This is a genomic window from Polaribacter atrinae (assembly GCF_038023995.1).
Classification (GTDB): Bacteria; Bacteroidota; Bacteroidia; order Flavobacteriales; family Flavobacteriaceae; genus Polaribacter; species Polaribacter atrinae.
In genome coordinates this window covers 3,940,166-3,962,050 of record NZ_CP150660.1, presented here as the reverse complement: position 1 = coordinate 3,962,050, position 21,885 = coordinate 3,940,166, and the positions used below count along the sequence as shown (strand labels likewise).

The following is a 21,885-nucleotide window of genomic DNA, read 5'->3' as shown; positions in this document are numbered from 1 at the left end:
TAGTTACTAACAACTAAAATTTTTATTCTGTTTCTATACTCTTATAAGCACTAATTATTTTCCTCACCAAACGGTGTCTTACCACATCTTTATCGTCTAAATATACTTGGGCAATTCCGTCAATATCTTTTAGCGCCAATAAAGATTCTTTCAATCCAGAAACTTGCTTTCTAGGTAAATCTATCTGACCAGGATCTCCAGTAATAATAAACTTTGCACTTTTACCCATTCTTGTTAAAAACATCTTCATTTGATTATGGGTTGTATTCTGTGCTTCATCTAAAATTACAAAAGCATTATCTAAAGTTCTACCACGCATAAAAGCCAAAGGTGCAATTTGAATAACTCCTTTTTCTATATAAGATTCTAAACGCTCATGCGGAATCATATCTCTTAAGGCATCGTACAAAGGTTGCATATAAGGATCTAATTTTTCTTTTAAATCTCCAGGAAGAAACCCTAAATTTTCACCAGATTCTACTGCAGGTCTTGTTAAAATTATTCTTCTAACTTCTTTTTCTTTTAAAGCTTTTACAGCCAGAGCAACCGCTGTGTATGTTTTCCCTGTACCTGCAGGTCCAACAGCAAACAACATATCGTTTTTACCCATAAGGGTAACCATTTTTCGTTGGTTTTCTGTTTGTGGCTTTATCAACCTTCCGCTAACTCCATGTACCAAAATTTCTTTAGCATTTTTAGCCGCAGTTATTTTTTCTTCATTTCCATTAGAAGTTAAAATTTGTTCAATACTGTTTTCGTCTAACTTATTGTATTTATTATAATACTTTATCAAACGTTCTAATCTAATTTCAAACTCATCTAAAATTTCTGGTTCGCCATAAATTTTTAATTTAGATCCTCTAGCAACGATTTTAATTTTAGGAAAGTATCTTTTTAATTGTTCAATAGTACTGTTTTGCGCTCCGAAAAAATCTTTAGGACTAATTTCTGTAAGCTCTATAGTGCGTTCGTTCAAATGATTAATTTTTATTAATAAATTACATTTATATTTCAACTAAAAATAACCATTAAATTTTTTAAAATGATTAGATTTGCGTAAAATAATCAACAACTTTTACACAATTAATTAACAGCCAATTTTTTAATGTCTATAATCACTTTAACCACAGATTTTGGAACAAAAGACCACTTTGTTGGCGCTGTAAAAGGAGCTATTTATTCTGAACTACCAGATGCTAAAATTGTAGATATTACGCATGAAGTGTCTCCTTTTAGCATTACCGAAACGGCTTATATTTTAAAAAATTCTTACAAAAGTTTCCCTAAAGGAACCATACATATTGTTGGTGTAGACTCAGAATTAAGTGATGACAATAAGCATATTGCAATAGAATTAGACGGTCATTTTTTTGTATGTCCAGATAACGGCTTAATCTCTATGATTGCTTCAGAAATTCAACCAAGTAAAATTGTAGAAATTAACATTCATGACAGAGTAGAAAGTAGTTTTCCTGTTTTAGATGTATTTGTACAAGTAGCATGTTTTATTGCTAGAGGAGGAAATTTAACAGTAATTGGTAAAGAAATTTCTGAATTAAAAAAGATTGTAGAAATTCAGCCAAAGACAAATCAACAGCAAAATCAAATTACTGGAGGTATTATTTATATTGATAATTACGGAAATGTAATTACCAACATCAGTAAAAAAATGCTTAAAGATATTGGCAAAGGAAGAGGTTTTATTGTGCATGCAAGAAAACATTTTTTTACAAAAATATTTAATAAATATAATGAAGTAGTAAGCAATGAATCTTATAGCAACCAGCAATATGAAGGCCATAAATTAGCTATTTTTAATTCTGCGGGCTATTTAGAAATTGCCATTTATAGAAGTAATTTAGACACGGTTGGTGGAGCATCTACCCTACTAGGTTTAGGTTATAGAGATGCTATCATTATCGATTTTATAGATGACATTAAACCAGATTTTACACATTTAACATAAAAAGGATGTTGGTTAGAATTGTAAAAATGAGTTTTCATACAAAACATATAAATGAGTTTTTAATAATGTTCGAAGAGAAAAAAACATTAATTAAAGCCTCTAAAGGATGTAACTTATTAGAGTTATATCAAGATAAAACAAACCCAGAAATCTTTTTCACCTATTCTTATTGGGAACAAGAAGAAGATTTAGAAAATTACCGAAACTCAGCACTTTTTAAAGGTGTTTGGGCAAAAACAAAAGTATTTTTTAACGACAAACCGTTAGCATGGAGCGTAGATAAAAAAGCTAGCTTACAATAAAAATTAAGACAAATATAAATAAATAATGGATTTCGATTTTACTACTTTCCCTGTTTTAGAAACAGACAGATTAACATTAAGAGCAATAAACTTAGAAGATGCAAAAGCAATTTTTGGTTTAAGAGCAAACAAAGAGGTTAACAAATACATACAACGTGAATCTCTTAAAAATCTTTCTGAAGCTAGAGCTTTTATAGACCAAACTTCTAATTTAGTAGCAGATAATGAAGTTATCTTTTGGGTTCTTGAATCTAAAAACAGTTCTGAATTACTAGGTACAATTGGTTTACGTAATTTTGATATTGCAGAAAATTATGCAGAAATTGGATATGAAATTCATCCAGATTACCAAGAAAGAGGGTATATGACTGAGGCTTTTGAAGAAGTAATAGAATATGCTTTTGAAAAAATGGAATTAAACACCATAGAAGCTTTTACTCACAAAAATAATCTTGCTTCTATTACGTTGTTACATAAACTAGATTTTGATTTACAAATAGACAGAACAGACGAAGGTTTTGAAGACAATAGAATTTATAAGTTAGAAAAATAGAAATTCTAAAATAATTAAGCGATCAATTGCCATTCCGAATAAAGAAGAATTTATATCCAATATAATTTCTCTTTTCAAAATTCGAAATGACAATTGTTTGTAAACTTTAAAGAAATAAAATAAACATTGATAGCAATCTTAAAAAAAGAATTCAACTCATTTTTTGCAAGTCCAATTGCCTATTTAGTTATTGGTGTTTTCTTGTTATTAAACGGTTTATTTCTATGGGTTTTTAAAGGCGATTTTAACATTTTAAATGCAGGTTTTGCAGATTTAAATTCGTTTTTCTTTTTTGCTCCTTGGGTATTTTTATTTTTGATTCCGGCTATTACCATGAAAAGTTTTGCTGATGAATTTAATAGCGGAACCATAGAACTCTTAAAAACAAAACCAATTTCTGATTGGCAAATTGTACTTGGTAAATTCGCTGCATCACTCTTATTAGTTATTGTTGCTCTAGTACCAACATTAACCTACATTTATACCATTTATCAATTAGGAAACCCTGCCGGAAACATCGATTTTGGTAGTACAATTGGTTCTTATCTTGGTTTATTATTCTTAGCAGCAACCTATACTTCTATTGGTTTATTTACTTCTACTCTTTCTAAAAACCAAATAGTAGCTTTTATATTAGGTGTGCTTATCACCTTCTTTTTGTTTTACGGGTTTGATGTAATTTCTGATACTCTTGGTGGTGATTTAACCATTAAAAAAATGGGATTAAATGAACATTTTAAAAGTATTTCTAGAGGCGTAATTGACACACGAGATATTGTATACTTTTTAAGTGTAACAATATTCTTTTTATTCATCACTAAAACACGTTTAGACCATGAATAAAAATCTTAAAAACAGCATCCTTATAATTGTTGGTTTGATTCTTTTAAATACGATCAACCAATCATTTTACGAACGCTTCGATTTAACTGCAGATAATCGCTACACACTTTCTAAAACGACAGAAAACATTCTTTCTAAAGTAGATGACATTCTATTTGTTACCGTTTATTTAGAAGGCGATTTCCCATCAGAATTTAAAAGATTACAAGCAGAAACACGACAATATTTAGAAGAATTAGCCACCACTAATTCTAACATCAAAATCAATTTTGAAACTCCAGATAATCAACGTGAAGACTTGATTAAAAGAGGCATGTTACCTAGTCAATTAACAGTAGAAGAAGAAGGTAAATTATCTGAAGCTATTATTTTCCCTTGGGCAGAAGTTACGTACGGTAAAAAATCTACCATTGCTTCTTTATTACCAAATGCAATTGTAGCATCGCAAGACGAACAACTACAAAAAGCCATTGAAAATTTAGAGTATAGTTTTTCTAATGCTATAAATTCAGTTACTCAAAACAGGCAAAAAAGTGTGGCTGTAATTACCGGAAACGGAGAATTGCAAGACATTTATCAGTATAGTTTTTTAAGTGAAGTTGCTAAGAAATATAAATTAGCCAAATTTACTTTAGATTCTGTAGCAGCCAATCCGCAACAAACATTGCAAGACTTAATGTCTTTAGATTTGGCAATTATAGCAAAACCAACAGAGAGATTTACAGAGAAAGAAAAACTTACATTAGATCAATATATCGCCAATGGCGGAAAAACCTTGTGGATGTTAGACAATGTACAAGCAGATCAAGACAGTTTGTTTAACTCTGGTAAAATGCTAGCATACCCAAGAGATTTAAACCTTACAGATTTATTGTTTTCTTACGGAATTAGAATTAACACCACACTTATTAAAGATTTATATGCAGCTCAAATTCCGTTAGCAACGGGTAAAGTTGGGAATCAAACGCAGTTTAAAAACTTAGATTGGTTTTATCATCCTTTGGTTGGCGGAAACCCAAATCACCCAATTACAAAAAACGTTTCTCCTGTTAGATTACAATTTGCAAATCAGATAGATACTTTAACAAACAACATTAAAAAAACACCTTTATTACTGAGTTCTACTTTAACAAAAAAAATAGGAACGCCTGGTTTTATTGAACTTCAATCTATTGCTGATGAAGTAACTGAAGAAGAATATGCAGACGGAAATCAACTATTTGCTGTTTTGTTAGAAGGTAATTTTAAATCGGCTTACAAAGACAGAGTAAAACCATTTGAAACACCACTCTTTAAAGAGCATGCAACCAAAAATAAAATGGTAATAATTTCTGATGGTGATATTGGAAAAAATCAGATTTTAAAAAAGCAACCTTTCGATTTAAATAGAGACAAGTGGACAAATCAACAATTTGGAAATAAAGACTTCTTATTAAATACAGTTGATTATTTATTGGATGATGCAGGCTTGATTCAGCTTAGAAACAAAACTTTACAAATTAGAACACTAGACAAACAAAAAGCCTTTAAAGAGCGTACTTTCTGGCAATTTTTAAATGTTGCTTTACCTTTACTTTTATTATTTGCCTTCGGATTTGTTTTTAACTATTTGAGAAAAAGGAAATACTGTTAGCTGTTAGCAAAAACTAAAATTTCTTAATGCATTTTTCTTAATTCATCTACAAAAAAATAAAAAAACACACGCTCTGTCATTTCGAAATGAGCGCTTTTTAGCGATTGAGAAATCACATTAAAACCCTCAATATTCTGTTATCCTCTTTATAAAACTTCTCATTACTTCGAAGTGACAAGTTGTATCCATTTTGGAGTGCTCTAAAAAGTTCTGTATATAATTTTCTAAAAAATGAAAAGCACTCAAACTAACAACACACTATCATTTCTAAGGAAGAATGATGAGAAATCTCAGAACAATTCGCAAATTGAAATAGAATTTCTTAATCACAGAAAAAAGCATTTCGAAATGAGATTAAACTCTTAAATATCCAACAAATTATCATGAATAAAAGTATAATCTAATACTTCTTGCACCTTCTTAGAACTGATAATTTTCCATTCATACACTTCATTGTCTTCAAATTCTGGAATGTCAAAACCATTACTTACTTTATTAATTGTGTAAAACTCCCTTCTAGTTGGGTGATGATTAGAACACGCATTAAAAGTTTCATTCCAGCAATCTTGCGCAATAATTTCATGAATAATTTCAATACAATCTTCTTTATGAATCATGTTTACAAATCCTTTTGGTTGTGGAATTTTACGACCGTTTTTAAACCAATTATATGGTTGTCTTACATCACCAAACAAACCTGCAAAACGAATAATTGTCGTTTCAAAAAAAGTATTCTCTCTAAATAAATTCTCAATTTCTGTTAAAGGTGTTTTTAAAACAGCATCCTCTTCTGTCATTACTTTATTTATTCTTCCATACACAGACGTAGAACTTATAAAAATCACTTTCTGAACCGGAGAGTTTTTAATTTGAGAAATTAAGTTTTCAAAACCATCTACATCTTTTGATGTTATTGCAATAATTAAAATATCTGTGTGTAAGAAATCATCAAACTCTTCAAAACTAGAAATATCAACAATATAAGGTGCTATATTATTCATTTCTAACAACTCTAACTTCTCTTCTGATGTGGTAGATCCTTTTACAGAATATCCTTCATCTAACAAAGAAATTGATAAAGACATCCCTAACCAACCACAACCTAAAACACTAACATTCCTCATAAAAAAACCTATAAAATTATACTAGTCAACAAAAAAACATTCTTATTCTACAACTATCACAAAGATACAATCCCTTTTTAAGGTTTTGTTAACAATTCTATTTTTTTGAAGTCGTAATTTTGAGTATCATTTAATCACTAAAAAAATTACTAATTATGAATAGAATTATTTTATCATTATTTGTCGCAGTATTTACATTAACTGTAAACGCACAAATTACTACACCACAACCAAGTCCACTACAAAAAATTGAACAAATCGTTGGTTTAACAGATATTACTGTAGAGTATTCTAGACCAGGAGTAAAAGGAAGAACAATTTTTGGAGATTTAGTTCCATTTAATGAAATTTGGAGAACTGGAGCAAATGATAATACAAAAATTACATTTTCTACTGATGTTACTATTGATGGGAATAAAATAGAAAAAGGAAGTTATACTATTTTTTCAATACCTGCAGAGAAATCTTGGGAAATTGTAATATATGAAGAAACAAAAAGTGGAACTCCAAAAAAGTTAGACGAAACCAAAATTGTTGCAAAAGTGAATGTTGCAACACAAAATATACCGATGGTAATTGAAACTTTTACAATTAGTTTTGATGATATGACCACTAATGCTGCTGTTTTAGGGATTATGTGGGAAAACACCTACGTAGGTTTTAAAATTGAAACACCAGTAGAAGAAATGGTTACAAAACAAATAACAACTGTTATGAATGGCCCTTCATCTAATGACTATTATGCAGCAGCTGTATATTATTTAGAAAACGGAAAAGACATTAAAAAAGCACAAACTTGGATTGATAAGTCTGTAGAAATGACTGCTGACTCACCAAAATTTTGGGTTTTACATAGACAAGCTTTAATTCATGCAAAAGCAGGAAATAAAAAAGGAGCAATAAAAGCAGCAACAGCATCTCTTAAACTTGCAGAAAAAGCAGGTAATGCAGGGTATGTTAAAATGAACGAAACATATTTAAAAGAATGGGGAGCAATGTAAATTGCAATCCTTTTTTAAAATTAAAAAATCTCAAGCGCAAAAGCTTGAGATTTTTTGTTTCTAGATTATTTTCATCTAATTTCGCCCTTTATTTATCCCGAAAAATCCACAAAAAGTGAAACTTAAAAGAAGAAGACAAATAGTATCATATTCAAGCATACTAGACCAGCCTTTAAAATTCACCCCGTTTGTTTTTAATCGCACCTTTTTACTTTGGGCACTTCTTGGTTTAATGGGAGGACTGATTGCAGGAATTTACTGGATTGTTTTAGAATTTTTAATTCATAAAATAGCTTTTTTTGAAGGATGGCTCGTAATACCAACCATGGCTATTTGTGGTTTATTGGCAGGTTTAATCATCCACTATATTGGAGATCCTGGAGAAATTGACTTAATTGTTGACAATATTCGTTTTAACAAAGGGAAACTAGACCCAAAGAACAATCCTTCTATGATTCTTTCGTCTTTACTTTGTGTTGCTTCTGGTGGAAGTTTAGGTCCTGAAGCTCCTTTAGTACAAGTAACAGGTTCTACAGGTACTTGGCTTGGTAAAATATTTAGGTTAAAAGGAGAAGAACTTCGCTCTCTTAGTATTGCTGGTATGGCTTCTGGCTTTACCGCTTTATTTGGTGCTCCATTAGGAGGAAGCTTATTTTCTTTAGAAATACTACATCACAAACACGCCGTAGAATATTACAAAGCCATAATTCCTGCTTTGGTAGCAAGTTGCTTTAGTTATGTAATTTTTGCACTTATTATTCATTTAGGATTAGGCGCAACTTGGAGTTTGCCTGCATATGAATATTCTGGAACCTTTGATTTTGGAATTGCCGTTTTATTAGCAATAGTTGCAACAATTGTAGGTTGGATATTTATTTATTGCATCAAATTTTTAAAATCCCTTTTTAAAAAGGTAAAAACAGCTATTTACATTAAAACTTTAATTGGAGGAATACTACTTGGTGTAATTTCATTTTACTTTCCGCTAACTAGATACTTTGGTCATGAAGAAATTAACTCTTTAGTAAACACTAACTTTTCTGTTAACGCATTGTTTTTAATCCTAATTTTTAAGATTCTAGCCATTGCTATAACCGTAACTTCAGGATGGCGAGGTGGTTTTATTATTCCTTTATTTTTTGTAGGTACCACACTTGGGTTAATCATTCACCATTATTTTCCATCTATAAACGTATCTTTAGCAATAATAAGCTGTATGGCTGGCATTAATGCTTGCGTAACAAGAACACCTATGAGTACCACAATACTGTTAGCCACATTAACAGGTTTTTCTTATTTTATTCCTATTTTATTTGCAAGTTTAACCGGTTATTTCTTAGCACCAAGAACCGCATTTATTGGCGCTCAAATGGATAAAAAGAAGCGTAATTAAAAGATTATTAATAGACTGTTCAAAAAGGTTATAATTTTTAAACAGAATTATCATATTGATTCTAAATTGATATTTAAATTCTGCTTACGCTTTATTCTATTTAGAAATTCGTAAATCTTTAAAACATCTTTAGATTCTTTCTTTTTTAACATAACTTCGTCCCCTATTTATCTACATCACTCAAAAGAAAAAATAGATGGTACAAAAAAAGCTAAAAAGAACCTTTAGGGTTACTAAGTACATTATTTACAAAGAAACCTTAATAGATTATAAAGAAAAATTTTGGTCTTTTCTTGGTGCATTTGTTGGGATTGGAATCATTGCTTTTATACAATCATCATCCCTACCTAGAGTAGAAAACATTTTTTTAATTGGTTCTTTTGGAGCTTCAAGTGTTTTAATTTATGGAGCTATACAAAGCCCTTTAGCGCAACCAAGAAATTTTATTGGCGGACACATATTATCGGCAATTGTAGGAGTTACGGTTTTTAAAATTTGTCCTGATATTATTTGGATTTCTGCACCTTTAGCGGTGTCAGTTTCTATTATTGCAATGCAGTACACAAAAACACTTCACCCACCTGGTGGAGCAACGGCTTTAATACCTATAATTGGTTCAGAAAAAATTACTTCTTTAGGCTATTATTATGTTTTATCTCCCGTTTTAACAGGTGCTATAATTCTATTTGTTACTGCTTTAATTTTTAACAATATGACAAAAAATAGAAGTTACCCCACCAACAGAACGTCTACACGAATATTTAAAACAAAAAAACGTTTGGCAAAAATACTTCCCAAGTTTGGGAGAAAATAAATTAAAGTGATCTCTTTTTATTTTTCTAAATGCTCTTCAATATCTTCAATATGATGTTGCAATGCTTGTATAGAAATCTGTAATTCCTTTATCAATAACCCAAGAGAAATAATTAATAAAATTAATGCAAACCCAAACACCCAAGCTGCAACTATATTTAAACCTATATAAATTAAAAACATCGTTACCACACAAAATAACAAACTAGAAATTCCAAATATTTGCATCCATCTTGTTAGATTTAATCGTAATTTTAAGTTCTTAATTTGCCTTAATAATGAGTTATCTTTTTTTTCTAAATAAATATCATGTAAGTTTCTTATTACCGCTGCATACGCCAAAAAACGATTCGTATATGCAAGCATAATTAGAGATATTGCCGAAAATAAAAGCGCAGGTGTTGTTAAAGTTAATTCTTCCATATAAGTATCAAATTTAAGAAATACCACGCATTAAAGAAAAAATTAAGAACTAATTTATTCAAAAAAACACCTACTCATAAACCCAACAAAAACATTACATTTGTCCCATGCGAATAGATATCATTTCAGTTGCCCCAAACTTACTAGAAAGCCCGTTTAACCATTCTATAATTAAACGAGCAAAAGACAAAGGTTTGGCAGAAATTATAATTCATGATTTACGTGAATATGGTTTAGGAAATTACAAACAAATAGATGACACCCAATTTGGTGGTGGCGCCGGTATGGTAATGATGATTGAGCCGATTGCAAATTGTATTAAAAAGTTGCAAGCAGAACGATCGTATGATGAAGTTATATATATGACTCCAGATGCAAAAACACTAAATCAATCTACCGCAAACACACTTTCTTTAAAAGAGAACATCCTTATACTAACAGGACACTATAAAGGTGTAGACCAAAGAATTCGCGATAAATACATCACCAAAGAAATTTCTATTGGAGACTATGTTTTAACAGGAGGCGAACTAGCTGCTGCAGTATTAGTAGATGCTGTTGTTCGTTTAATTCCTGGTGTTATTGGCGATGAACAATCTGCGCTTACAGACTCTTTTCAAGACAACTTATTATCGCCACCAGTATACACAAGACCTTCGGAATTTGAAGGAATGAAAGTTCCTGAAATTTTATTGTCTGGGAATTTTCCTAAAATTGATGATTGGAGAAGTGATCAAGCCTACAAAAGAACAGAAGAAATAAGACCAGATTTACTAGATGAAACTTCTTAAAGAAGTATTATCAAAATAATTTTCAACGATAAAACAGTTAAAAATTACAAGACCTTATTAAGTAAAAAAATATTTAGAAAAATATTAAAATTAGCAGCTATCATTATTAAAATTAATAATGTAGAGCCTAGATAGTTTTAGATTTTCTATTACACTAGCTATCAAGTAAAAAATAATTAATTTTAGTTGCTATCAACAAAAAATAATGACTACTTTTGCAACCGCTAAATTAACCTCTGACGAAAAAATCGTGAACGTTGTTTTACAAAACCAATTAAATTAAAAGATATGGAATCTTTAGTAAAATTTGTACAAGACGAATTTGTAGCAAGAAAAGAATTTGCAGAATTTGCAGCAGGTGATACAATCACTGTTTATTACGAAATTAAAGAGGGTGAAAAAGTACGTACTCAGTTTTTTAGAGGTGTAGTTATTCAAAGAAAAGGAGTTGCAGCTTCTGAAACATTTACAATCAGAAAAATGTCTGGTACAATAGGTGTAGAAAGAATTTTCCCTGTAAACTTACCTTCTATTCAAAAAATTGAAGTTAACAAAAGAGGTAAAGTACGTAGAGCTCGTATTTTCTACTTTAGAGGTCTTACTGGTAAAAAAGCTAGAATTACTGAAAAAAGAAGAAAATAATCTCTTTTTACTTAGATTAAAAAAAAGCGTTGTGAGAAATCACAACGCTTTTTTAGTACACAATTGTTAACAACCATAGTTAATAGATTGTTAACAAAATATATGTTAAAAAAGAAACATATCTATAAAAAATTTGTATATTTATAATATAATTTACACGTTACTTGTCAAAACACATGTAAATACATAAAGTAACGTTATTTATTTAGTATTGTTAATCAGAAAAACTAAATTGAAATTTCTATTTATTTAAAAGCATAAAAAGAAACTTAAACTAGATTTATTCATTGTGTAAATAGTTCCTAAATCTAAAAAGATTTATTTTCACTGATTAAAATTGAAACATTAATAAAAATTTTAAAAGAGTAGAATGCTTGATTAAAATTAAGGATGTTTCAAAAACTGAAATAGTTGTATGTAATTTCTTTTTTAATAAAGAGATATAAAAGGTAACTTTTATTTGTTATTGTAGTAATACAAACAGTATTAAAACACTATTTCGAAGAAGCCATATCACTACAAGAAATTGTGTGATATGGCTTTTATTTTGCTTTAAACTCACATTCATACCAATAGTCTTATTTTATTATTAAAAGCTCAGAAAAACACCATAATTAATAATAATTAATCAACAAAAGTGTCATTATAAATTCATAAATTTGTTCCACTTTTTTACGAAAAGCATTTCGTTGAAAACAAAATAACTTATAAAAATAGATCTCAAAATGAGTAAAATAGCTAAAATTGTATACACAAAAACTGATGAAGCTCCTGCTTTAGCAACACGTTCTTTCTTGCCTATCGTAAAAGCTTTCACAAAAACTTCTAATATAGAAATTGAAGTAAAAGATATCTCTTTATCTTCAAGGATACTTGCTAATTTCTCAGAATATTTAAGGCCAGAACAACAAGTAGAAGATGCTTTAGCTTTTTTGGGTGATTTTGCTAAAAACCCAGAAGCAAACATTATTAAATTACCAAATATTAGTGCATCTGTACCTCAATTAAAAGAAGCAATTTCTGAGTTACAAGAAAAAGGATTTGCACTTCCTAATTATCCAGATGAAGTAAAAACAGACGAAGATAAAGCTGTTTTAGCATTATATAACAAGGTAAAAGGTTCTGCTGTAAATCCAGTTTTACGTGAAGGAAACTCTGATAGAAGAGCTCCTAAAGCAATTAAGAATTATGCTCGTAAAAACCCACACTCTATGGGTGCATGGTCTTCAGACTCTAAAACCCATGTTGCAACAATGACAGAAGGCGATTTTGCTAATAACGAAAAATCGGTAACTGTAAAAAATGCAACATCAGTAAGTATTGTTCATATATCAGAAAAAGGAACTAAAACCATTTTAAAAGAAAACTTAGCTCTTTTAGATGGTGAAATTATTGATGCTACTGTAATGAGTAAAAAAGCATTAATTGATTTCTTAGAAGAGCAATATGAAGATTCTTTAGATAAAAACGTATTGTTTTCTTTACACATGAAAGCAACAATGATGAAGGTAAGTGATCCTATCATTTTTGGTCATGCTGTTCGTGTATATTTTGCAGATTTATTTAAAAAGCATGGAAAAACTTTTAAGAAAATTGGTGCAGATGTAAACAATGGTTTAGGAAACCTTCTTTCTAAACTAAGTGAGTTACCTAAAGAAAAGCGTGACGAAATTAGAGCAGAAATTAGATACGCTATAGATCACGGTCCAGAATTAGCAATGGTAAATTCTGATAAAGGAATTACGAACTTACATGTACCTTCTGATGTTATTATTGATGCATCTATGCCAGCTATGATTAGAACTTCTGGTCAAATGTGGAATGCAGACGGAAAGTTACAAGATACAAAAGCAATTATTCCAGATAGTTCTTATGCAGGTATTTACTCTGCAACTATAGATTTCTGTAAGAAACATGGTGCTTTTGATCCTACAACTATGGGAACTGTTCCTAATGTTGGGTTAATGGCTCAAAAAGCAGAAGAATATGGTTCTCATGATAAAACTTTTGAAATAGCTTCTGCTGGAAAAGTAGCAGTTGTAGATGCAGCAGGAAAAACTCTTTTAGAGCATACTGTAGAAGAAGGAGATATCTGGAGAATGTGTCAGGCAAAAGACTTACCAATTCAAGATTGGATTAAATTAGCAGTAACAAGAGCAAGAGCTTCTCAAACTCCTGCAGTTTTTTGGTTAGACAAAAACAGAGCACATGATGCAGAAATCATTAAAAAAGTAAAAAAATATTTACCAGAACATGATACAACTGGTTTAGATATCAGAATTTTATCTCCAATAAAAGCAACTGAATTTACTTGTGAAAGACTAAAAAAAGGAGAAGACACGATCTCTGTTTCCGGTAACGTTTTACGTGATTATTTAACAGATTTATTCCCAATTTTAGAAGTTGGTACTTCTGCAAAAATGTTATCTATTGTTCCGTTAATGAATGGTGGTGGATTGTTTGAAACTGGTGCTGGTGGTTCTGCTCCAAAACATGTTCAGCAATTTGTTGAAGAAAACCATTTACGTTGGGATTCTTTAGGTGAATTTTTAGCTTTAGCGGTTTCTTTAGAACATTTAGGAACTACAAACAACAACACTAAAGCATTAGTTTTAGCTGAAACATTAGATGAAGCTACAGATAAGTTCTTAGAAAATGATAAATCTCCTTCAAGAAAAGTTGGTGAAATAGACAACAGAGGAAGTCATTTTTACTTAGCTACTTATTGGGCAGAAGGTTTAGCTAAACAAGATAAAGACGCAGAATTAAAAGCTACTTTTACTAAAATTGCTGCAGAATTAAAAGACAATGAATCTAAGATTGTTTCAGAATTAAATGAAATTCAAGGAAACTCAGTTGAAATGGGCGGTTATTATTTACCAAACGAAAATTTAACTGATGCTGCAATGAGACCTAACGCTACTTTAAATATTATTTTAAACGCTATTTAGACTTCTAAATAATATATTTTCAATATAAAAGCCGATGTTTATACATCGGCTTTTATTGTTTAAAATTCTTATATAAAAAATAACATTATATTAAAAATTAGAATTGTATTTTTGTTTACAATTTAAATAAAATCATTAAACAAAATGTTTCGTTTTAAAAAAATACTATCACTTTTACTCTTATTGAGTTTTGCTGCTTTTAGTCAAGAAAAACATACCGTTAGTGGTACTATTTATGATGACAGTAATAATGAAACATTAATTGGTGTTTCTATATATTTCCCTGAGTTAAACTCAGGTACTACAACCAATCAATATGGGTTCTACTCCATTACACTTCCAGAAGGCACTTACACCATACAAGTCAGTTATTTAGGATATTCTACTATTATTGAAACTATTGACCTTAAAGAAAAAGAGGTGAAAAATTTCAAATTAAAAGAAGAATCAGAAAGTTTAGATGAAATTATCATAGAAGGAAATGTAGAAAATTTAAATGTTAAGACACCTCAAATGAGTGTCAACAGGCTTACATCTGCAACCATAAAACAAATACCTGTTGTATTAGGTGAAGCAGATATTATTAAATCTTTAATCTTATTACCAGGTGTAACAAGTGCTGGAGAAGGCGCTTCTGGTTTTAATGTAAGAGGTGGCGCTGCAGATCAGAATTTAATTTTATTAGACGAAGCAATCGTTTTTAATTCATCACATTTATTCGGATTCTTCTCTGTTTTTAATCCGGATGTAATAAAAGACGTGAAATTATATAAAGGAGGGATTCCTGCAAATTACGGAGGTAGGTTATCCTCTGTTTTAGATATTTATCAAAAAGAAGGAAATAGTAAAGAATTTAAAGTTACTGGTGGAATTGGTTTGGTTTCATCAAGACTATTAATTGAAGGTCCTATTAAAAAAGAAAAAATATCCTTCTTAGTTGGAGGAAGATCTTCTTACGCTCATTTATTCTTACCGCTTTTTGACAATGATAACAAAGCTTATTTTTACGATTTAAACACAAAAGTAAACTACCGTATTAATGACAAAAATAGTATTTTCTTCTCTGGTTACTTTGGAAAAGACGTTTTTGGAATTAGTGATAACTTTGTAAATACTTATGGAAATAAAGTAGCAAACTTACGTTGGAACCATCTTTTTTCTGACAAACTTTTCTCTAACTTGTCTGTTATTTATTCTGATTACTTTTACGGATTAACCTTAGATTTTGTTGGTTTCGAATGGGATTCTGGCATTACAAACTATAACATAAAGTATGATTTTAACCATTACATCAATAATAAATTTAAGCTGAGTTATGGAGTTAACAACATCTACAACAAATTTAATCCAGGAGAAATTAAACCTAATAGAGAAGATTCTGGAATTCTTCCTGAAAAATTAATTGATAAATATGCAAACGAATTTGCAGTGTATCTAGATGCAGAGCATAAAGTAAGTGAGAAATTAAGGCTGCAATACGGACTTCGTTTTAGTAATTTTACAAGACTAGGGCAAGATGAACTAAATGTCTACACAAATAATGAAGCTGTGGTCTATAATAGTGAGTTCAAAAAATATGAATCTGCAGACGCTATTGCTACAGAATCTTTTAAAAGAAGTGATGCTATTAGCAGTTTTAGTAATTTAGAACCAAGAGTGTCTATGTCGTATATTTTAGATGATAATACGTCTATAAAAGGAAGCTATAATAGAATGGCACAATACTTACATTTATTATCGAACACCTCTTCTCCTACTCCGTTAGATGTTTGGGCACCTAGTGGAAAATATATAAAACCGCAACTTTTAGATCAATATGCAGTTGGGTACTTTAAATCTATAAAAAATGGTGATTATTCCATAGAAACAGAAGTCTTTTATAAAGACATTCAAAATAGAATCGACTATATAAATGGTGCTAATTTAGTTGCCAATAATGAAATTGAAACGGTTATTTTAAACGGAAAAGCAAGAGCTTATGGTTTAGAATTTTTACTTAAAAAAAACGCTGGAAAATTTAAAGGTTGGTTTTCTTACACCTTATCTAAATCAGAACAATTAACACCTGGTAGAACTGCTGCTGAACCTGGAATTAATAGTGGAGAATGGTACAATACGGCCTATGACAAAACCCATGATTTTTCTATTAATGGTAGTTACGACTTTAACGAAAAATGGAAATTCAATGCAAATTTTGTTTTTCAAACAGGGCAACCTACAAATTACCCCGTTGGGCAATATGAATACCAAGGTTTAAATGTGCCAATTTATGATGACAATAGAAGAAATGCAGACAGATTACCTGCGTATCACAGACTAGATGTTTCCGCAACACTAAAACCAGAAAAGAATAAATTTAGAAAATGGCAGGGAGAATGGGTTTTTGGACTTTACAATCTATATGGTCGTCAAAACGCAGCGTCTATCAATTTTACACAGAATAGTGAAACTTATAGAAACGAAGCAATACAAACTTCTATTTTTGGCTTAGTGCCTTCTGTAACTTATAATTTTAAATTCTAAACCTTTCAATAGGTTGCTAAGTATTATTAGTCTTATGAAAAATATAAAAATTATTTTCGTTTTAATTATCATCTTTTTTACAAATTGTGAGAAAGTTGTAGATATCGATGTTCCTTCTATTGAGCCCAAATTAATTATTGATGCTTCTTTTGAAGTGCTTTTTAACCAAAGCCCAGTTGTGGCAAATACCACTGTAAAACTAAGCTTATCTGCCGATTATTTTGATGAAGAAATTCCTGCTGTTACAAATGCAGTTGTTACTTTAACAAATTTATCAGACAACACCATAATTCCTTTTGTAGATGCTAATGCAGATGGTAACTTTAACCCTATAGCTTCTTTTATTCCTGCGGATGATACCGAATATGAATTAACCATCATCTATAATAATGAAGTTTACAAAGGAAAAGCGAGTAAAGTAAAATCTACACCTTTTACAAGTGTTGAACAAGGTGATGAAACTCTTTTTTCTGGAGAAGAAACAGAATTGAAAATAACATTTAAAGATGCTCCAATTATAGAGAACTATTACCTATTTAATTTTGATAAAAACTTTTATACATCGATTGATGATCGTTTTTTTAATGGAGTTGAATATAATTTTTCTTTTTTTTATCAAGAAGATGAAATCGAATTACCAACTACTGTAAATATTAAAATGTCTGGAATTACTAAAGACTATTATACTTACTTTCAGGTTTTAAGCAGCCAAAGTGGTCAAGGAGGTGGTGGTCCTTTTCAATCTATTCCATCGTCTTTATTAGGTAATATTATTAACACTACAAACGATGCTAATTTTCCTTTAGGCTATTTTCATATTTCAGAAACAGATACTTACAGCATCCGTTTAGTAGAGAAAGAGTAATTTAATAGAATTGTTCTTGGCTTTGCGTTAGGGATTGAAACGGCATCCTTTTTTATTTTTAAATAGTATACCTATTTTACATAAACGAAGTACTTATTTAGATTCTGTAGTTGCTTAAATGAATCTAAATATAAAAAAGATATAGTGTAAAGCCCGTTAAAACGCCCAAAAACACTTAAGAATAGTATAGAATTCTGTATTTTTGACCGATGAATTTTATAAAAACAACAGAGCAAGATTCTAACTACAATCATCTAGAAAAGATGTCTGTAACAGATCTATTAAGCAACATAAATAACGAAGATAAAATGGTGCCTTTAGCTGTAGAAAAGGCTTTACCTCAAATTGAAAATTTAACGACACAGATTGTACATAAATTACAAAATGGAGGGCGAATTTTCTATATAGGGGCCGGTACATCGGGTAGATTAGGTGTTTTAGATGCCTCTGAATGTCCGCCTACTTTTGGAGTTTCACCTGAATTAGTTGTTGGTATTATTGCTGGTGGAGATATTGCTATTAGAAACGCTGTGGAATTTGCAGAAGATTCTAAAAACCAAGGTTGGTTAGATTTGCAAGAACACCATATCTCTAATAAAGATGTAGTTGTTGGTATTGCTGCTTCTGGTACAACACCTTATGTAATTTCTGCTTTAGAAGCGTGTAATAAAAATAATATAGTTACAGGTTGTATTACTTGTAACAAAAATTGTCCTTTAGGGCACGTTGCTCAATTTCCTATTGAAGTTGTTGTGGGGCCCGAATTTGTAACCGGAAGCTCAAGAATGAAAGCAGGAACAGCTCAAAAGTTAGTGCTAAATATGCTTTCTACAGCAACCATGATTCAATTAGGAAAAGTTAAGGGCAATAAAATGGTTGACATGCAACTCTCTAACAAGAAACTTGTAAAAAGAGGACAAAAGATGTTAGCTATGGAACTAAATATCGACGAAAACGAGGCAAGTGAATTACTAAGCAAATATGGTAATGTTAGAAACGCCCTTAAAAACTATAAAAATGAGCACTAATTACAACTTATTAGGTAAGGGTTTAAGAAATTTAAGTATTTTACTTATTCTTTTTATAGCGTCTCCTGTATCACTTACCATGGGGTTTAAAGCTTTAAAAAAGTTTGACAACACACCAAACGAATACATTTCTTATCTTATTTTATTTGTTGCAGTAGTTATCATCATATTTACAATTTACTTTGCTTTTAAAACTTTTAATATTCTACTAAAAGCCATCTTTAATAATTAATGAGCATAGACAAGACGAACGGAATTATAGTAATTCTTTCTTACCCTGACACCGTTGTAAGGCCTGCTTATTGGGAGCCTTCAAGTAAGATTTGGCCATTAATTGGTATTGGTAGTAAACACGCTGTTCAAGCTGGTCATGCTGCTTTATTATTGATAAAAAAAGAGGAAGCTGAAATTAATTATTACGATTTTGGCAGGTACTTTACTAGTTACGGAAATGGGCGCGTTAGATGTAAGGAAACAGATCTAGAACTAAAGGTTTCTATAAGTGCAAAATTTGAAAACGCAAAGTTGGCCAACTTAAAAGAAATTTTACTTTGGATTGAAAATCACCCAGAAAAAACACACGGAGATGGTAGGTTGGTTGCAAGTATCCACGATGAGATCGATTTTGAAAAGGCACACCTTTATATTCTTCAATTAATACAACAAAAAGAAATCCCTTACGGAGCTTTTATAAAAAACGGTAACAATTGTGCTCGGTTTGTAACGGATACAATTATTGCTTCTTCCACAAATAAAAAAATTAGTCAGCAATTAAAAAAATCTAATTTACTAACGCCAAGTCCTATTGGAAATGTAATTAAAGGAAATACAAAGAACATTATTCATACTATTTACAAACAAAAATTTGAAGATTATAAGAATAGGTCTATTCTTAAAGAATACAAAGCTTCTTTTTTTAGTAAATTTGATATTGAACCTAATTTAATTGGTACAGAACACCCAAATAATAACGTTTTTAACTTAAAAGGCGGAACTTGGTTAGGCGGAATTGGAAGTGGTGCTTGGTTTAAAATTGAAAGACAAATTGATTCTGTTACTTATACTGTATAAGGTTTGACTCTGAAGGGACAAAAGATTTTTATGCTAATTTTAGCATTGATAAAAAATGTTTTAATTATTTAGAAGAGCATCAATTTATGTATCCTACAAATTGTAAAGAAGCCCTTATTATGCAAAATAAAAAACTGTATATTTTACAAATTAACTCACAACATACGTTTTATCGTTTTTCTACAGTTGCTTTTGGAGTTGTTGGGTTAAAACCTAAATCTGCATCTGGCAATTCTGTTCCCAATTGGTAAATAATGTAACCAATACTTGCAAAATGATGAATTGCATGACTGTGTGCTTGCATTAATATGGCCGCTAAAGTATAATTAACAGACTTTACGCCCAACCCTAAATCATCCTTAACAAGCATTGTTTTTTCTAACTCTAAAATATCAATTTCTTTTAATTTATGAATTGTTTCATTAAAGTATTCAATTCCTAATTGAGTATGTAGTTCCAATAATTCGTTTCTATTTCTTTTATTTAGATAAATAGATTGTGATTCTACCCCAACTAAAACACAAGAAAATACATCTAAAATATGACGCATGTGACAACCTATGATAGAATAATAAGGAGCTACTGAGTTGTCTGAATATTGTTCATTAGAAATTGTATTTAATAAAGAGATTCCTCTTTGTAAGTTTTTCTCAATAGCTTCAATCATAAAAAAATATTTTTCCTTTTGTCGTTAAAATTTTTATGAATTTACGAGTTCTATTCAATATTTTCAAATAAAAAACAAACATTGAATTAAAACACTAATAATCAACATTATAAATTCACACTAATTAAACCTTTATTGCCTCATTAAATATGAATTTTCTTTTTTGGCACGTTCTTTGAAATTATGGTTATCAAATACGGAAGCTGAAAAGTATATTAGAGTAAGCAAAACCCTAAAACCATACATTATGAAAAAAGGTGTACTTATATTAATAGGAATGTTCTTTCTTGTTTCAACTATTAAAGCCGAAAACAATAAAGAAGTACCTAACAAAATTGGGTTTAATTACTCATACGAGAATACAGTAAATTTTGTAGAACGTGATGTTGAATTCTTTATTTTCACTAACGGTGAATTTGATTTTAATACACATTATACTTCTAATAGAAACGAAATTGGTGTATTCATATCTAGAGATTACAGAGGTAGAATTGAAAGAATTGGAAACTCTTTTATAAACTATGATAGATATGGAAATGTAACCAGAATTGGAAACGTTTTTATGAAATATTATAGAGGACAATTAACCGATGTAGGTAATTTAAAAATTAGATATGATCATTGGGGAAATCCTAAATTTTACGGAAATGTAAAAGACAATTATTATCATTATAATGGTTTAAGAATTAACCTAAATATTGGAAATATATTTGAATATAATAATTCTTATTTTTCTCACAGAGATTTTGCTAGACACTACTCTAAAATTAGAGAAGATAATAAATACTATTACTATAAGGCAAATCCGAATGCTAAAATTGGTAATAAAAGTAAGATTTTAAGAAGGAGAAAACCAGCACCAGTTACCAGAAGAAGTAATACCACTTATAGAAAACCTGTTACAATAAATAGTAATAGAAGAACAGTAGTAGGTAAAAGAAATAATTCAACAACAAGAAGGTCTACTACAATAAACACAAATAAAAATGGAACTATTGATAGAAGAAATAATAGCACCGTAACTAGAAGACCAACAACTGTAACTAGAGGAAAGACAACTTCTGTTAAAAGAAATGATAATAATTCTAATAGAAAACCTACTGTAGTTAAAAGAAAAAATGAAAAAAAGAAAGCAACTACAAAAGAAGAGAATAACAGAAAAAGGAGAAGTTAAAAAACAGGTATTTATACGCTGTTTTAATACAAATTATAATTATAAATTTATACTATAATTATTTGAACAATTTATCTGTTAACTAGTTTTAAAATTACATGTGATAGAAAAAGTTAAAAGCC

At 30.0% G+C, this 21,885-nt stretch carries 21 protein-coding genes; 17 read left to right on the top strand and 4 right to left on the bottom strand.

Annotated features, from left to right (window positions below; translation table 11 throughout):
- Positions 1-22 precede the first annotated feature (22 nt).
- Positions 23-976 carry a PhoH family protein gene (locus tag WG945_RS17435; protein ID WP_068450030.1) on the bottom strand — a complete coding sequence of 318 codons (954 nt, stop codon included), beginning with the start codon at positions 974-976 and terminating at the stop codon, positions 23-25.
- Positions 977-1,105: 129 nt separating this feature from the next.
- On the opposite strand from WG945_RS17435, the gene WG945_RS17430 reads away from it, so the two are divergent.
- The 5 genes from WG945_RS17430 to gldG all read left to right on the top strand — a co-directional run bounded on the left by WG945_RS17430 (position 1,106) and on the right by gldG (position 5,297).
- Positions 1,106-1,966: an SAM hydrolase/SAM-dependent halogenase family protein gene (locus tag WG945_RS17430; RefSeq protein WP_068450029.1), complete on the top strand. Its 861-nt coding sequence runs from the start codon at positions 1,106-1,108 to the stop codon at positions 1,964-1,966.
- A 5-nt stretch (positions 1,967-1,971) separates the two neighbouring features.
- Complete coding sequence (locus WG945_RS17425) at positions 1,972-2,268, top strand: putative quinol monooxygenase (RefSeq protein WP_082864242.1); 297 nt, start codon at positions 1,972-1,974, stop codon at positions 2,266-2,268.
- Between the two features lie 25 nt (positions 2,269-2,293).
- A complete protein-coding gene (locus WG945_RS17420; protein WP_068450028.1) occupies positions 2,294-2,821 on the top strand; it encodes a GNAT family N-acetyltransferase in 528 nt (175 codons plus the stop codon).
- A gap of 126 nt (positions 2,822-2,947) precedes the next feature.
- Positions 2,948-3,664, top strand: coding sequence for a gliding motility-associated ABC transporter permease subunit GldF (gene gldF / locus WG945_RS17415; RefSeq protein ID WP_068450027.1), 717 nt, complete (start codon positions 2,948-2,950; stop codon positions 3,662-3,664).
- On the top strand, positions 3,657-5,297 hold the full coding sequence (gldG, locus tag WG945_RS17410) for a gliding motility-associated ABC transporter substrate-binding protein GldG (RefSeq protein ID WP_068450026.1): 1,641 nt from the start codon (positions 3,657-3,659) through the stop codon (positions 5,295-5,297). The genes gldF and gldG overlap by 8 nt, the downstream gene beginning before the upstream one ends.
- A gap of 362 nt (positions 5,298-5,659) precedes the next feature.
- On the opposite strand, the gene WG945_RS17405 is transcribed toward gldG, so the two are convergent.
- Complete coding sequence (locus WG945_RS17405; protein WP_068450025.1) at positions 5,660-6,421, bottom strand: dTDP-glucose 4,6-dehydratase; 762 nt, start codon at positions 6,419-6,421, stop codon at positions 5,660-5,662.
- 155 nt (positions 6,422-6,576) lie between these two features.
- On the opposite strand from WG945_RS17405, the gene WG945_RS17400 reads away from it, so the two are divergent.
- From WG945_RS17400 to WG945_RS17390, 3 genes are all read left to right on the top strand, one after another.
- Entirely contained in the window at positions 6,577-7,422 is an 846-nt protein-coding gene (locus WG945_RS17400) for a DUF2911 domain-containing protein (protein WP_068450024.1), read from the top strand.
- 115 nt (positions 7,423-7,537) lie between these two features.
- Positions 7,538-8,815, top strand: coding sequence for a chloride channel protein (locus WG945_RS17395; protein WP_068450023.1), 1,278 nt, complete (start codon positions 7,538-7,540; stop codon positions 8,813-8,815).
- A 196-nt stretch (positions 8,816-9,011) separates the two neighbouring features.
- Entirely contained in the window at positions 9,012-9,629 is a 618-nt protein-coding gene (locus WG945_RS17390; protein ID WP_068450022.1) for an HPP family protein, read from the top strand.
- 17 nt (positions 9,630-9,646) lie between these two features.
- Here the strand turns inward: WG945_RS17390 and WG945_RS17385 are convergent, their stop codons facing one another.
- On the bottom strand, positions 9,647-10,051 hold the full coding sequence (locus tag WG945_RS17385; RefSeq protein ID WP_068450021.1) for a DUF2721 domain-containing protein: 405 nt from the start codon (positions 10,049-10,051) through the stop codon (positions 9,647-9,649).
- A gap of 107 nt (positions 10,052-10,158) precedes the next feature.
- Here WG945_RS17385 and trmD point away from each other — a divergent pair, with 107 nt between their 5' ends.
- The 8 genes from trmD (at position 10,159) to WG945_RS17345 (ending at position 19,922) form a co-directional block, all read left to right on the top strand.
- Positions 10,159-10,842: a tRNA (guanosine(37)-N1)-methyltransferase TrmD gene (gene trmD / locus WG945_RS17380; protein ID WP_068450020.1), complete on the top strand. Its 684-nt coding sequence runs from the start codon at positions 10,159-10,161 to the stop codon at positions 10,840-10,842.
- 288 nt (positions 10,843-11,130) lie between these two features.
- Positions 11,131-11,484 carry a 50S ribosomal protein L19 gene (rplS, locus tag WG945_RS17375; RefSeq protein ID WP_068450019.1) on the top strand — a complete coding sequence of 118 codons (354 nt, stop codon included), beginning with the start codon at positions 11,131-11,133 and terminating at the stop codon, positions 11,482-11,484.
- A gap of 725 nt (positions 11,485-12,209) precedes the next feature.
- A complete protein-coding gene (locus WG945_RS17370; RefSeq protein ID WP_068450018.1) occupies positions 12,210-14,435 on the top strand; it encodes an NADP-dependent isocitrate dehydrogenase in 2,226 nt (741 codons plus the stop codon).
- Between the two features lie 144 nt (positions 14,436-14,579).
- Positions 14,580-16,958: a TonB-dependent receptor gene (locus WG945_RS17365; protein ID WP_068450017.1), complete on the top strand. Its 2,379-nt coding sequence runs from the start codon at positions 14,580-14,582 to the stop codon at positions 16,956-16,958.
- Positions 16,959-16,992: 34 nt separating this feature from the next.
- A complete protein-coding gene (locus WG945_RS17360; protein ID WP_068450016.1) occupies positions 16,993-17,823 on the top strand; it encodes a DUF4249 family protein in 831 nt (276 codons plus the stop codon).
- 209 nt (positions 17,824-18,032) lie between these two features.
- Positions 18,033-18,851, top strand: coding sequence for an N-acetylmuramic acid 6-phosphate etherase (gene murQ / locus WG945_RS17355; protein ID WP_068450015.1), 819 nt, complete (start codon positions 18,033-18,035; stop codon positions 18,849-18,851).
- Positions 18,841-19,083 carry a DUF6095 family protein gene (locus WG945_RS17350; protein WP_068450014.1) on the top strand — a complete coding sequence of 81 codons (243 nt, stop codon included), beginning with the start codon at positions 18,841-18,843 and terminating at the stop codon, positions 19,081-19,083. The genes murQ and WG945_RS17350 overlap by 11 nt, the downstream gene beginning before the upstream one ends.
- The gene (locus WG945_RS17345) at positions 19,083-19,922 is read left to right on the top strand and encodes a DUF6695 family protein (protein WP_068450013.1); all 840 of its coding nucleotides are present in this window, start codon (positions 19,083-19,085) and stop codon (positions 19,920-19,922) included. The genes WG945_RS17350 and WG945_RS17345 overlap by 1 nt, the downstream gene beginning before the upstream one ends.
- 169 nt (positions 19,923-20,091) lie before the next feature.
- On the opposite strand, the gene WG945_RS17340 is transcribed toward WG945_RS17345, so the two are convergent.
- Positions 20,092-20,589: a DinB family protein gene (locus tag WG945_RS17340; RefSeq protein WP_068450012.1), complete on the bottom strand. Its 498-nt coding sequence runs from the start codon at positions 20,587-20,589 to the stop codon at positions 20,092-20,094.
- Between the two features lie 247 nt (positions 20,590-20,836).
- On the opposite strand from WG945_RS17340, the gene WG945_RS17335 reads away from it, so the two are divergent.
- A complete protein-coding gene (locus WG945_RS17335; protein ID WP_157603635.1) occupies positions 20,837-21,763 on the top strand; it encodes a hypothetical protein in 927 nt (308 codons plus the stop codon).
- Positions 21,764-21,885 lie beyond the last annotated feature (122 nt).